This is a genomic window from Methylovulum psychrotolerans (assembly GCF_002209385.1).
In the GTDB taxonomy this organism is placed as follows: Bacteria; Pseudomonadota; Gammaproteobacteria; order Methylococcales; family Methylomonadaceae; genus Methylovulum; species Methylovulum psychrotolerans.
Genome location: NZ_CP022129.1, coordinates 3,374,043 through 3,388,381, shown reverse-complemented (window position 1 = coordinate 3,388,381; position 14,339 = coordinate 3,374,043). Strand labels below are relative to the sequence as shown.

Annotated in this window: 12 protein-coding genes; 2 read left to right on the top strand and 10 right to left on the bottom strand. The window is 50.7% G+C overall.

Annotated elements, in window-relative coordinates:
• Window positions 1-255 precede the first annotated feature (255 nt).
• The gene (locus CEK71_RS22730; protein WP_157679298.1) at window positions 256-429 is read left to right on the top strand and encodes a hypothetical protein; all 174 of its coding nucleotides are present in this window, start codon (window positions 256-258) and stop codon (window positions 427-429) included.
• A 251-nt stretch (window positions 430-680) separates the two neighbouring features.
• Here the strand turns inward: CEK71_RS22730 and CEK71_RS15445 are convergent, their stop codons facing one another.
• The 9 genes from CEK71_RS15445 to CEK71_RS15405 all read right to left on the bottom strand — a co-directional run bounded on the left by CEK71_RS15445 (window position 681) and on the right by CEK71_RS15405 (window position 12,251).
• Window positions 681-1,076: a type IV pilin protein gene (locus tag CEK71_RS15445; protein WP_088620215.1), complete on the bottom strand. Its 396-nt coding sequence runs from the start codon at window positions 1,074-1,076 to the stop codon at window positions 681-683.
• A 10-nt stretch (window positions 1,077-1,086) separates the two neighbouring features.
• Window positions 1,087-5,751 (bottom strand): pilus assembly protein, encoded by a 4,665-nt coding sequence (locus CEK71_RS15440; RefSeq protein WP_157679296.1) that lies wholly within the window; start codon window positions 5,749-5,751, stop codon window positions 1,087-1,089.
• Between the two features lie 185 nt (window positions 5,752-5,936).
• Window positions 5,937-6,533 carry a pilus assembly PilX family protein gene (locus CEK71_RS22725; protein WP_157679294.1) on the bottom strand — a complete coding sequence of 199 codons (597 nt, stop codon included), beginning with the start codon at window positions 6,531-6,533 and terminating at the stop codon, window positions 5,937-5,939.
• Between the two features lie 2 nt (window positions 6,534-6,535).
• Window positions 6,536-7,309 carry a PilW family protein gene (locus CEK71_RS15430; protein ID WP_088621652.1) on the bottom strand — a complete coding sequence of 258 codons (774 nt, stop codon included), beginning with the start codon at window positions 7,307-7,309 and terminating at the stop codon, window positions 6,536-6,538.
• Window positions 7,306-7,842 (bottom strand): type IV pilus modification protein PilV, encoded by a 537-nt coding sequence (gene pilV / locus CEK71_RS15425; RefSeq protein ID WP_232463671.1) that lies wholly within the window; start codon window positions 7,840-7,842, stop codon window positions 7,306-7,308. Before pilV ends, CEK71_RS15430 begins: the two co-directional genes overlap by 4 nt.
• On the bottom strand, window positions 7,839-8,456 hold the full coding sequence (locus CEK71_RS15420) for a GspH/FimT family pseudopilin (protein WP_088620213.1): 618 nt from the start codon (window positions 8,454-8,456) through the stop codon (window positions 7,839-7,841). Before CEK71_RS15420 ends, pilV begins: the two co-directional genes overlap by 4 nt.
• Window positions 8,457-8,774: 318 nt before the next feature.
• On the bottom strand, window positions 8,775-9,671 hold the full coding sequence (gene ispA / locus CEK71_RS15415; RefSeq protein ID WP_088620212.1) for a (2E,6E)-farnesyl diphosphate synthase: 897 nt from the start codon (window positions 9,669-9,671) through the stop codon (window positions 8,775-8,777).
• On the bottom strand, window positions 9,643-9,897 hold the full coding sequence (locus CEK71_RS15410; RefSeq protein WP_088621650.1) for an exodeoxyribonuclease VII small subunit: 255 nt from the start codon (window positions 9,895-9,897) through the stop codon (window positions 9,643-9,645). Before CEK71_RS15410 ends, ispA begins: the two co-directional genes overlap by 29 nt.
• A gap of 152 nt (window positions 9,898-10,049) precedes the next feature.
• Window positions 10,050-12,251 carry a hypothetical protein gene (locus CEK71_RS15405; RefSeq protein ID WP_170065142.1) on the bottom strand — a complete coding sequence of 734 codons (2,202 nt, stop codon included), beginning with the start codon at window positions 12,249-12,251 and terminating at the stop codon, window positions 10,050-10,052.
• Window positions 12,252-12,509: 258 nt separating this feature from the next.
• On the opposite strand from CEK71_RS15405, the gene CEK71_RS15400 reads away from it, so the two are divergent.
• On the top strand, window positions 12,510-13,727 hold the full coding sequence (locus CEK71_RS15400) for a hypothetical protein (protein WP_103975015.1): 1,218 nt from the start codon (window positions 12,510-12,512) through the stop codon (window positions 13,725-13,727).
• Between the two features lie 43 nt (window positions 13,728-13,770).
• Here CEK71_RS15400 and CEK71_RS15395 read toward each other — a convergent pair whose 3' ends face one another.
• On the bottom strand, window positions 13,771-14,157 hold the full coding sequence (locus CEK71_RS15395) for a Rho termination factor N-terminal domain-containing protein (protein ID WP_088620209.1): 387 nt from the start codon (window positions 14,155-14,157) through the stop codon (window positions 13,771-13,773).
• Window positions 14,158-14,339 lie beyond the last annotated feature (182 nt).

The following is a 14,339-nucleotide window of genomic DNA, read 5'->3' as shown; positions in this document are numbered from 1 at the left end:
AGTCCTATCCTTTGCAGGGTTGTAGCCTTATCAACTGGCCGAAACTGTCTTTGCATGGCAACACGCGGGGGAATGCCAGCAAAAGCCACTTACTATACAAGCTAGCCTTGAACTATGGTATAATTAGCCGTGCTTGGGATAGGCACGGCCTATTCTGTGGCATTCGCAAAGTCACTGTCCTTAAGGATAGCCGTTGCTGTGACTGTCTTTACTACCTAACCCAGACCGGGCGCGGGCTTATTTGAGGATGGCAAAATGCAGACCCTACCTAAACGTTTCAGACGGTTTTTTTATGGCCTAGGCTTATTCGCCTTCGCGTCCGGCACGGTAGTGCTGGTCACCGACCCTTACAAAATGGCCGATATAGGGCTGATTATGCTGGGGGTATACCTGATGGTGACGGGGCTACGGACACTGAAGGCTGATTAAGCCTCTAGCCTAAGCCTTATCTGATAAGCGTGCCAAGCCGCACCGATTATACAAAAAAGGTGCAGGGTATACACCCTTAAGCAAGAAACATTTTTGGCTTAGCCGCTCCTTTATCCTGAACCATAGCCGCACATTCGGCCTAAAAACCGTAGCATTGTCGTGCTCAGCATTACCCGCCCCTACGGCCTCTTAACCGTCAGAGCGGGTCAATTCACTATTTTCAGCATGAAGCCCGTATGCCCGGTGTTTTTCTATAAAGTCCCCCAACATCCGGTAGCGAGATCAGCTGATTTTTGCCCAAAATTATCCAACGTCAACGTACCACAAGCATCACCGTCTTGGGCGCTACCAGAAATAGGCGTAGCACTCAAAACATAAGAAGTATTAGTGGCATTGATAATATATAAATAATAATTGCTGGCCGCAGGCGCGTTAACATTAGCATAACTGCCGCTTTGGGTGAACTGCTGCTCCATTAAATTTGACAAGCTCACTAAGGTCGCTTGCGCATCGACCCGATGCGCCTGCATTATGTGTTGCTGATAGCTAGGATAAGCTATGCTGGCGAGAATGCTGATAATAACGATGGCTATCATCAGCTCAATCAGCGTAACGCCTTGGCTTAATTTTACGTTGCTTTTTTTCATAAGATTCAAACTACCATTGCTTCCAAAGAAGACGCTTTAACCCCGAAGCATTACCGGTAGAGTTGCTACAAGGGTCACTGGCCGTCGGAATGCAGCCAGGGCCGCTATTTGCTTCATGTACAACCATCAGTGCGCCGTTACTGCCGCTCATATACTTACAATCCATAGTCGCTTCACAGGCGACTATGGTGGGTGTCTTAATGATACCGACAGTAGATTGCATACCCGAATCGGCTACCTGGTCACCAGAAAGCGTCGACAAATCACTGGCATCAATTTTACCGTCACCATTGACATCGAAGGCACTGCCGGAGAGCCTCGCCCCTGAAAAGGCATCAAGCTCCATTAGCCAACCCGTGCCACCTGGAGTACAGGTTTCGTTAATAGGGATGCTCGTTGCGAAAATGACCAAGCCATTACGCACTTGCGGTTCGGTATACGACATCTCCCCTTGCGCCGCCAAACTGGGCTGGAGCAAATCCATATACCAGCCGCGCCGATTAACATTGGCCGTACAAGGTGAACCGGTCGTACTGGGCGTAGTGCCATCGTAGGCAACATCACAATTGGAGACAACCCTAATGTTAACTGTTTGGAGTGAGCCATCCGATGCCTTATAAGTAAAATTAGAAGGCCCTTCAAAAATGATGGATTGTTGCTGCAAAGCGCCCCGCCCTCCTGTAATGGCATTACTACAGCCCACCGAGGCCTTAGAACAATTATCCCAAATACCATAAAAGGTTTGAATGGGTGAAGACCCTGACACCAAGTTATCCCCAGTTTCAAAATACTTACCCGTACCAAAATAAACCATAAAGCCAACATTTTGACCGGACCCATTTGCTTGAGTGATCGCCGGTTTTTCGGTAATGGGCTGGCGGTTGCCGACGCTATCCTGCGCCACAAAGAGTGGTGTGCCACCATTAGACACGGCCCAAGCACTGGTGCTGCCGCTAGTCACATCAATCTTCCAGAGATTACCTTTTAAGTCCCCCGCATAAATATAATCGATAATCCTATCATTATCGGCATCAACCGTGACGGGTGCGGCCAAGCCATTGCTGCCGGTACTGTCGAGCACTATTTTCTTGACGACCGCGCCCGTTTTTATATCCAGAATGAACAATGCCGCATTACCGCTGGCACTGTCAAAGCCATTGCTGACGATCGCCCGCCAGCCACCATCCGCCATACGCACCACACTGGCTTTAGGAATCGTATAGCCTAAATCGGTATCATCGCGGTTAGAAAACTCCCATAAAATATTGCTCAATCCCGTGGCAATGTCCGCAAAACCATCAGGATTGGTAATGTCCAAGGCAAACACCGCCCGGCCACCCGTACCTGCCGCCCCCCCGACTGTCGTCGTGCTACCCGCCCCCATACTGCCGACCAGTATTGTGTGCCAAATATTGTCAAAATAAGCATCGCCATATTGTGGCGAGCCATCGACAAAATATTTATGGGTGTAATTTGGCAGAACCAAACTGGCAAATTCAGCCGAGATAACGGCATTAGGGATATAGGTGAACACCTCCGCACCCGTCGTGGCATTAACGGCATGTAACATGCCGTCATTGGAACCGACATATAGCATAGCAGTACGGTTCTGGTGGGTAAAAGCCGTATAATCGCTTCCTTCGTTGCCGGGCAATGCCGTATAACCCTGATTATCCCGCCCCACAAATAAGGGGTCGGAATTGATAATATCACCCAACAAATTGGTGCGGGTACGGTAAACGCCCGTCGGCGACAACTTAATTTCCTTGCTGCGGTCACCGCGTAAGTAATCGATAATAGGACTAGAAGTACTGGTCGCTGTAAAACTGGCATTGTCCAAGACGGTCTTTTGTGCGTCATTCAAGGAAGTGAGGGATGTACCTCCCCAAAGGAACTCAATACCCCTAAGACCGGTTTTGCTCGGATCATAGCTGTAGATACGGCGGGCGGCGGCGGCGGGGATTAAGGCATCTAACAGCCCATTATTGTTACTATCCTCACCCGCATCTAAGACCCCATTACCATTGGTGTCTTCGGAGACTTGTCCGGCATCCCATACTGCCTTGCCGATACCGCCGGCATCGAGCTTACCGTTGCCATTCGTATCTTCACCCGTATCAAGTTTACCATTACCATTCGAATCTTCTGTTACCAGCGTATACGCATATAAATGCCCGCTCCAATCGGTACTGTTAAAAGTTGCCTGATAAACAAAGCTGTCCGTTTGGAATTGGGTTGAGTTCGTGGCGACCGACGAGGCCGAAGACGGGGTACGCAAGACATCAGCAAAAGCATCGGCCAGCGAGGTCGCCAATTTTTGCGGTGAAGTGGCCGCATAATAACGGTCAGGAAGACCATCCTGATTGGCATCCCATTCTGATGGCGAGGTGATGGCCTTATCCCCACCCGCATCGACAAAACCGCCCCATTTGGCCGCATAGTACAACGGTTGCTGCAAACTTTGCCCGTTAGTAGCCGTGCCGATAGTGTAGGTCACACTGGTAAATGCGGGCGGACTACTGATGCTACAGGTATTACAGGCCGTCACACCGGTAGGATCGGTATATTTGTATGAGTAAATGCCGGAATGGGCATGGAAGCCGTCTTGGGTTGTGCCATTGATAACATAACCAAACGCCATCGGAAAGCTGGTCGATTGGGCAATGACCCCCGTTTTTATAATGACTTGGCTAGACGTAACGGTATATTCGATAGTGCCCCACATATCTTGGTCAAAATCACCGCCTTGCTCGCTGTCTTCCCAATTGACGTACAACTTGCCGGAATTGCTGGTACCCGTGCTGGTTTGGCTAACCACCTTAAAGTCCATTAGGGCGCAGTTACCCGTCCCGCCAGCGGTGATGCCGGTATTCTGACAGGCCGGCAATAGCGTAATAAACTTATTGGTGCCCGGTATCGGTATTTGCCATTTTGGAATGGCGGGGGCCAAGGCAACCCCATAAAAATTGATCAGTTGGTTGCCGGTCATCGCAGGGCGCATATCATTGATATGGGAAAAATGCGCCAGACCGCTGGACAAATACGTACCGGAAAGGCGCGGGGCTTCGGGGCAAACCCCTCTGGCGGCACTCAAGCTGGTCAGCACTTTTGCGGTGCATAATTGGTTATTATCGGTGCCACTTTCGCCAATAAAATAGCTATTGTTAGTAATGCCCTCACTGCTCCCGACCGTGTCAGTTTCAGCATTAAGATCGCTGATCGCTATATCCGCAAGATTGGTGCTGTTAAAATCATCGTTATCGTAAGAACTGACGCTGGCGTTAAATTGGATAATATTCAGCGAAGCGCACCATTCGGTAGATGAAATCGGGTCAGAAAATGCCGCAGTGGTCAGGCCGGGAATTTTTGTCGTATCATTGGCAGAAAAGGTCGTGTACGCGGTTTTGCCGGCAATATAGCGCAAGGATTCCAAAAGGATTTCCGATTGCGGGTTGCCCCAATTGGTGCAATTACCGTTGGTAAAGGTATTTAAACCCCAATTGCAATTGTCGCCGCTATTATATGTACCGTCGCTATAACTATACCCATACGTCCTCAGTCTGTTAATGGTGCTGATAATACCGTAACTGGTCGTGGCACCGGAAGGGGCGACCTTGAATGTCCCATCTGTAGTGACATTGATTTCATCGGCCATCGTACCGACATTTTTCCGCAGCACCCCACCGGATTTATTTTTGCTATAAGAGCCGGTCATCAGGCCAAAACGGATTAAATTATCATCGCCATAGGTTTGCAGCAACCCAATCGGCTTGATATTGCCGTTAGGGTAGGTCTTACAGGTTTCGTTACCGACATTGCCGCTGACACAAACCAAAATCCGCGCAATATAGTCGCCCAAGACGACGGCGTCTGTTGCACTGGGGCTACTGCCCGCCGAAGCCATACCGGAATAGGTCGAGTTATTGGAGTTACTGGCGCTGTGTTCGCCCGACCAAGTACATTGCCAGCGTTCGTTAGCCGCCCATAAGCGGTAGTCGCCTTTAACCACCCGGACTTTTGGCGGATCGACGGAGTTTTGTGACAACACCGAACCCGCCGTCGCCGTCGTGTTACAAAGGGTGATGCCACTAGCAACTTGCGCGGCGGTATACGGGGTCAGCTTGGTCAGTTCGGTGCTGTCCACACCGACATAATATTTGGCAAAGCTGTGCCCGTCATTGGGGATGAACGCCCGCTCCAATACCGTAACCGTGCCGCTGTCGGTGGAGCGCAAACCGCCATAGAGAATTTTACGGATCTCATCCATGCGGGTCATGGTCGCCCAGTTTAAAAAGTTACCGCTCCACAAAGAGTTGCCAGCGGGGCAATAGCGGCTGGTTTGGGCAGTGGCGCTAGGCTCAAATTCGTTGTTGCTGTAGGTATAGCACTTACTGCTGTCGAAGTAGCCGTAATAGTCAAAATTATTCATGTAAGTGGTATCGGGTATGCCGTTACCATCAATATCGGAATAGTCATCAAATGCCTTAAAATACAACTGATGGTCTCTGGACATATTCAGCATAACAATTGGCTTGGCGGCATTGGTCAAAAACAGCGGCGACTGCGCAACCTGACCAGCAAACGAGACCGCCGTAAACAGCAAGGCGCAAACAGCCACGGGGTAACGCAGCCAATAGCCACAAAGCCTCAATTGAATCCTGATGGTGTTGTTCATAAGTTTCTCCACTGACGAAATCAGCATGGGAATAACATTAAAAAGCAGAAATCTGGCTGGCCGTTAAAAAAACTTTGCCAATTATAAGGCTACTCCGCCTTACCTAACCTAATATTGAGTGGCTTACTGTAAAAGTTTGCCCCGACTACAGCACTTGCCACTGAAAAATAAATCAAAGCCATCAATTAACACCCGCCATTCCTAACGCTCGCCCCAATCGCATATATAGACTCAACTATGGCTAAAGAACTGGCGCTACGGCCACGCGCATAAGCCATGATCCTATAAACACAAGTATTATTATTGTTATTCTGGGTTGTATTGGGACTAATATGCTGACCAAGAAATTGGATAAAATACTTGGGCGGATTGTCCAAGTTAACATCAACGAGCGTCCCGTCGCTATACGTTATGCTGGGGTTGTTTTCCCAAAAGGCCGCTGTCTGCGTTACCGACAAATAATTTGATGCCGGGTCGTTTAATACCGGGCTGTCCACCGTATAGTAGCCGTTTATGCCCTCCTGAGTATAATTGATAACGACCGCATGTCCGGCCGCCCACTCCAACTGCTGTTCGGCGGCCTTAATGGTGGCTTCGGCAGCTTGGAAAGCGAGATTTTCGTCTTGTTCGTTACCCGCCATCCGTTCTTCGAGGCCGGTGGATTGGGTGCCGCTAATGCCGATGAGCGTCAGCAACAACAGCATAACCAAGCCAATGGCAAGTACCGCGCCCTTCTGATGTCGGCAAGGGTTTTGAGGTCGGTAAGGGTTGGCTTTAAGCATTATTATGGTATCCGATTGCGTAAAGCGATAGTCGTGGTAAAAACCCGATAGAGTTTAAAGTCGCCAGGGTTGCTAACGGTCACGCCCTGATAAACATAGCCGACTGGCTGGGTGGCGACATTATTAAGGCTTGACAATAACAGACTAACCCTGATGCTGACGACATTGGACATATTTTGCACCAAACCGTATGGCACATAATAATTGGGGGAATAATCCCTGTTCGCGGCCGGGTCCGTATCTTCACCGTAGAGAATCTGCATATTGTTGACCCCTTCAATCAGCTCTATGGGTTGTGCATCGATATTAGTTTGCCGGAACAACGACGTGCCGTTACCGCTACTGGAGACACCTACCGTATACCGTACCCACACGGCTCCATCATCCACACACTTTAAATTATTTGGTGTCCACTTCCCAAGCGTCCACGCAACCGTGATACTGTCGGCATTGTTGACCCCTATGTCATCGGTACCGGTTACACCAAGATCAGCGGTGCCGTTAATCGGGTTAACAGGCGGCAACCCAGGGGCATCCAAGTTAACCGCACGGCATTCCCAAAAATCTGACATGCGCAGGTCATTGCTAAGAAAATCCAAGGCGAACCGGCCATTTTCCTGCACTTGCCCCACCGCTTGCTGGAGATTGTAGGCATGTCGGCTATTGGTGAATATCTGAGTCAGGCCACCCAGCAAAAATATACCTATCAGCATGGCGATCATGAGTTCAATAAGCGTCATGCCATGCTGATAACGCCGTCCACCATACTGTTTCATAAATACAGGCTCATTCTGTAATAATCGTCCGTGCCATTGAGAGTAGTATCGACAAAGCCGTCACGGTTACTGTCCCAATTAATGGTAATGGTGTACATTGTACTGCCAGTGGCAGTGGCCCCCGCATTAACGACGCTCGCGATAACACCCGGCAATTGGGTATTGAGAGTGGCGCTTTGATACCACTCAAAAAGATCGTTTTGCGCCATTATGTCGCGCGGACAGCCAGCGGTACCCGCCCCCATAGGGATGCAAGCGGGCTGCTGAACCGCATTAGCAGGCGATAAGCTCGCATAAACAGGCCCAGCAAGAGGCGAACCACTGGGATCATGGTTGGCACGCATCCGGTCAGCCAAATCATAAGCCAATTGGGTGGCGATACTGTGCTGCAAAGCCTTTTGGTTGTTTTTTAGGCTAACGCCCTGCAAAGCGGCAAACCCCAACATACCGCCTGACAACAACAGCATAGTGACCAGCACTTCAATTAAGGTAAAGCCCAAGGCTTTAGGCATTATGCCACGCGCTAGCATCATGGACAGTTCCCCGTACCGGAAGAGGAGCGAGCCCGGCCAATCGCGTTGATGGCAATTTGCCGGGACTGGGTGTTGTCTTGAGTACCATCACAGAGGGTAAATGTCTCCTGAATGGGGGCAATCAAGGTAAGGCCGTTACCCACATAGGTGATAACCATATCAAAAGGCGTACCACCCGTGACGGTTCTCAGCGTATAGCCTCCCGACAAGGGGTCGTGGACACGCAATAGGCAGTTTTGGTCGGGTAAGCATAAGCTGTCGTTAGCCAAGTCAAAATTGCCGACCCCGCCATTAGTAAACGGGCTGGCATTAACATACACATACCACCCCGCTTCCCATTGTCCGGGCGTGCCACTGGCCGATAAGACCGTAACCGCCGCATCACGCTTCACCGCTTCGCTTTTGGCTTGCAGTAACGCCGTCATAAAATCATTGGTATACGCCGTCAGACGCGTATCGCTAGTCAACTTTTTAAAACTAGGTAAAGCCAAGCCCAGAAAGATAGACGCTATCACCAGCGTGATCATGAGTTCGATCAAACCAAAACCCGCCAGCAGCCGGCCTTTTGGGTGACAGACGGGTAACGAAGCTACAAAACAGGTACTTGCAATCATTTCAACACCAATAAAAATCCGCTGTTGCCAACTGACCCGAAGCACAGGGAAACGCTAATCGGCAATATAGGAAAGTCACGTTTTTATCTCCGACAAGGATAACAAAATTAGCAAAGGGTTACTGAAATAGGCTATTGGGAGGTTTTTTTCAGCAAGACTACCTAAACCCTTTTTAGTTGCTTAAGTATAGTGTCTATTGCCGTAAATAACAGGTGATTTTTCACATTATCCAAAAAATAAACCTATATTTAAAGCCCTAAAGTTGGCCTTAAAAAGCGGCTGTTGCAAGCATCGGATTAACCGCCTCTTTTTCATCGCTTAATGGCTGCGCTCAATAATATACAATGACAAATCACGCAACAAGTCGGCTTCATCACCAAACACACTCAAGTTTGCCAAAGCCATTTCATGCAACTCACGCGCTTTTTGCTTCGCTCCCGCCATGCCCAACAAGGCCGGATAAGTAGGTTTGTTGTTATCCTTATCTTTGCCTTGGGTTTTGCCCAAGGTCGCAGTATCGCTTTCTTCGTCGAGAATATCGTCCTTCACCTGAAACGACAGGCCAATACATTTGGCATAATGGTCCAGCTTGGTCGCCAGCACCGGATCTAAATCCGGCTTGGCTAACGTCGCTAAGTTGACGCTGGCACGGATCAACGCCCCGGTCTTATGGATGTGCATATTTTCCAACTCCGGCAAGCTCAGCTGGGTGCCGACCGCCGCCAAATCGATCGCCTGCCCGCCGACCATGCCTTGTGAGCCGCTGGCCCTTGCCAAAACCGTCAGCATTTGCAAACGGTTGGCGGCACTGGCAGCAATACTGGGGTCGTGGGCAAGCACCTCAAACGCCAAGGCCTGTAAAGCATCCCCGGCCAGAATGGCGGTCGCTTCGTCAAAAGCGACATGGCAAGTGGGCTTACCGCGCCGCAGCGCATCATCGTCCATCGCCGGCAAATCGTCATGGATTAACGAATAGACATGGATAAACTCGACCGCACAGGCCGCGCCATCCAAACTGTCCGGCGGCAGGCCTAAGGTTTTGCCGGTGCAATAGGTCAGCAGCGGACGGGTGCGCTTACCGCCGTCCAGCACACAATAACGCATCGCCTGGTGCAGCCGTTGCGGCAAAATGTCCGGTTTGGGCAAACGTTGCTCCAGTGCGTGTTCGACACGGTGTTGACAGAAACTAAGATATTCTTTTAGCGCTTGGCTCATCAGTAAAGGGCTCCAGGGATTGAGTGCCGTTTTTTTCTAGGAGAATCTGGATTTTTTGCTCCGCTTCTTGCAAAGCCTGTTGGCAAGTGCGGGTCAGGCTAACGCCGCGCTCAAACGACCGTAACGATTCTTCCAGGGAAACGTCGCCTTGTTCCAAGCGGTTGACCAGTTGCTCAAGCTCGGCAAGCGCGTCTTCAAAAGGGAGTGCAGATTTCTTTTTCGGCATGTAAAGGGCGGATAAAAAGACAATGTTAAGACCCAACATTATATATGAAATTGGCGGCGAGGTCGGCACATCATCATGACGCATCCTTAAACCCAGTGCATTGCCCTGCTGAAAAACCCTAAGCCTGATAGTTCAAGAAAAAAACACCACTGTCAACGCCGCGTTAGCCTCTGCCGTTTGGCTTGCTTTAACGGCCTATCCACCTCCGGCCATTGCAGGGCGGCAAACAAAATCAGATAAATCTGGGTACTGACCCTGGGCGCGTCCAGCATCGTCCCCGTCAGCCCTTCCAACAGCACAGCGGCTAACGCCGGTAAAAACGCTAAAGGCACGGTTTCGCCCTTAGCCAATAAGCCCAGTTGCCGACGGCATACCAACACGACCAACACCACAAACACCCCCACCCCTACCCACCCCTGCTCTAACCAAAGATGGATAAACAACTGTTTGCTATGCCAAGGCAAATGGTCAAAATCTATCGTCCATAACCAACTTTGCAGTTTATCGGCAAACTGGCCGTTCCTGATATAATGTTCGCCATTGGAGCCATCTAGGGCAACCGCACGGATAGCGACGGGCAAGACACCTGAATTATGAATAATCAGCGTGGTCGGCCAATCCAACAGGCTATGCCCGGCATGGTCAAACTCCCAATGAAAGGTTTCCCAACGGTCGGCTTGCGCAGGCTTAAAGGCCGTATCGAGGCAACTGGGCGGATAATGGTCGCTAAATAAAATATGTTTTTTGCAAACGCGTAGCCCCAGGCTCTCGGAGATGGATTTAAAGCGGGCAGTGACCGTCAGTTGATAATGCTGGTGCGGCGGCAAAATGAGTTTTTGGATTAGCGTCATATCGCTGGGACCCAACAGTAAAACCGGCTGGCCGCTGTCTTCGGCAACATGAAAATCCGGTAAACGGCGCGTCAACAAAGTGTTTTGGTAAAACAAACTGGGTATTGTGCCGATACCCTCACCAATGAGCAGGCTGCTTAAGCTATCGGGAGTACGGAACGAGAGCATTTGTTGCCAGTGCTGTTCGCGGGTCGATAAATCATTGCCCACTTGCGCAAAGCGTTCTTCAAAACGCTCCGAACTCATGCCTATCGCCAATAATGCAAACAAACCGACAAAAATCAGCGCGACTTGCAGGTTTTTTAACGCAATGGCGAGCTTACGCGCGGTTCTGCCTAACAACAGCCCTAAACCGACCTGGGCAACCGCCAACAGCACGGCCAGCCGCAGGGCTTCAGCCTCTGTATAAGTATGCCATTTGCTTTCCAAGGCCGAATCGCTGATCCCCCAAGCCGCCAAACCCGCTAAGGCCAAACCCGCCAACACTTGCCAAACCCATCCCCACCCTACCGCGTAGTAAGTGCATAAGGTGGCGGCGACAACCGCCAACAAACCCACCAATAATGCCTGATAACCCGCCATTTTAAAGCCCAACACCAGACCGAACAGGCCGACCGCCAAGAGTAGCAGCGGCGCTGCCAAGGCCGTGCCGGTTTTTTTCAGGGTCTGCCGCCGGCCTACCAAGAAGACGATTAAGGTCACCAGCATGGACAGGGAAAAGCTGGCAATCGTGGTACGCGTAAACGTGACGATAATCGCATAAAACCCCGCCCCGACCGCCAGCAGGACAGCATTGAACGCCAATGGCCGTAACGGGCGCGTCAGCAGGTACACCGCTAAAGGCGTGAGCGACACCAAATAGCCGTCCACCGCTTCGCCGCCGACGTGCATATCGGTAAACCAGCCGGTAATCCGGTAAGTGCTGGCAAAATCTAAAAAAGCCGACAACGCTTCGTAACGGTCATGAAAACTGAGCAACGCCCCCAGCACATGCCGTTCCCACAGCACCAAAAGACCAAACACCCATAAACTGGCGACGATACCCGTAGCCAACAGACGCTGGCTACGCTCAGGGCTTACCAGCAACTCACGGCGCATAAACGGCCATAATAGCCAAGCATAAAAAAAGCCCTTACCAAGGCGCAGGCTATTCCAATTACCCTGATAAATGTCGTCGGGCTGTACGGTATCTTGGAACAGCGGCCAAACGTTTTGCAAAAAACTGGCACTAAACGCCGCCAACAGAACCCAATAAAGCCATCGGTAAGGCGGAGACGGCAATTGCTCCTCAACATCCTTACGCCAATACAGCACCGCCAAAGTTGCCGACAGCAAAATATCGTATTCGTTATACAACAAATTGCCTGTCCATAAGCTTAAGTCCAAAATCGGCAACAAGGCGGGCACCGCCACCAGCCAAGCTTTAGGGTAATAGGCCAATACCCCCAAATAGAGACCTAACAACACCAGCGGCACAGGCGCAAAAACATGGACGCTCGCCATAAAACCTGCCAAGATAAGAAAAACGACAGCGCAGCAATGGGTAAAAAGATAATTAATCAGCGACATAATGAAGGCGGACGGCAATGGGAGACGTTGTCTGGTATTGACAACGCTTAGGATAATAGCGGCACATTATAGCTTCGCGTATTTTAGCCCATTGCCAACAAATCCATAACTTATTAGCTGGCAGACAATGTCCATTAGGCGCATCCCCAAATGCGCTTACACCTGACCTGCCTTAACTTAACCTCCCTACTTATGCCAAAACTCCTTGATATCCTGCGCCGCTGGACAGTTTATTATCTGCTAGGCAGCGGTATCGCCATCAACCTGCTCTTAATGGCCGCTTATAGCTATGATCGTGAGGCTTTCGCCAGCGCTTATGACAGGCTAATGCTGGCAATAAGGCAAACAACCGCACCCAACACCCTGCTTGCAGAGCAAGCCCGCTGGCGGCAACGGCTTGATGCCGACATCGCCACCAACTTTGCCCCTTGGCAATCCTTACCCGAAACTACACCGCCTATTGCCGCTAACCGTATCAAAATCGGCGATAAACTTTACTTTACCTTAGCCGCCGCCAGTGCCGACTTGGAAGACCAGCAAACCTTGCTAATCGGCCCTGGTGTCTACAGGGAAGCCTTGGTGCTTAACCAAAACCATATCCACGTCATCGGCAGTGGCCGGGTAGTCCTGGATGGTATCAGCGCCGAAGGCAAGGCGGCGATACTGACGAAAGGCTTGGACATCAGCATCAGTAATATTGAGTGCAAAAACATCGCCGTCCCCGATCAGAATGGTGCCTGCCTCCGTTCGGAAGGGCTAGGCCTACAGCTTAACCACGTCTATTTCCATGATGCTGAGCAAGGCATTTTATCTGACAATAAGCCCCAACAAACCATCCACATTACCGATAGCCGCTTTGAAAAACTCGGCAAAGACGGGCGGGCGCATGGCCTGTATATTGGCGGCGGCGAGCTGTTGATTGAAGACAGCCTGATGTTGGCTGCCGTCTCCCAAGGCCATGAAATCAAATCCCGGGCGCGTAAGACCACTATCCGGCACAGCATCATCGCCTCGTTGGCGGCAGAAGATAGCCGTCTCATCGACATCCCGAACGGTGGCGAATTGCTGATTGAAGACTCGGTGTTGGAAAAAGGCCCGCCCAGCGCCAATAGCGGCGCCATCGGTTACGGTTTGGAAGGCCTTAGCTACCTTGACAACAGCATCACCCTCAAACGCAACGCCATCATCTTGGAGCGCACCGGCCACAACCTGTTGTTATCTGTCGTGCAAACTGATAAACCCCTGCCTATCGTCGGCATAGGCAATGCCACCGTCTCCAAAGATGCCGTGGAACTCGATGGCCTCAACTGGCTATACCCTGACCGTGCCGCCGCAAAAATGGCGGACTATCCACTGCTGCCGAAACTTGGGACGCGGCAAGGGCAAAATAGCGGTAGGGCAGGCCAGTAATTGGCCTAACTGCGTCAGCAGGATATTCGCCAGTTAGTGATTGTTAAAACGGCGCACACCAGTGGGCGATTAATTTTTTGCATTCCGCACGCCATTGGCAATCTTTTTCACCACACTGCGTATAAATAGCCGAACGGAAACACGGATGATGATGGCAAGCGGCTTGAATAGCCTGAATCAGCTCGCTTTTCAGCTCAATTGTAGCGGAATTTTCAACCCCTAAACTTTCTGCCAATTGCTGCAACCCCATAAGGGTCATGCCGCCATCTTCCTCGGCTATCGTAAGATAACGGGCTACCTGCGCCCGGATAAACGCCTCCTCCGCCGCCAACCAATCCTCTAGCGCATTACCCCCGACAAACTGTCTGGCCTCGGCCCGATAATAGGCCGCTTCGGCAATCCATTGTTGGCGACATGTATTTTCTACCATCTGCTTACCTGTTAGCGTTAGGCCGTATAAGTTACTGTATCCAATAAAGCTGCCAAAGCAGCACCGCCATTCAGCATACAACCGGAGATATCCGGTTCTCACCTTTATTATTCAATCGCCCAAGCTTCGTTTATCACGGCCCGAAAAGGCGGTTTTCCCGTTACGGCTTACGCTTTTTAGCC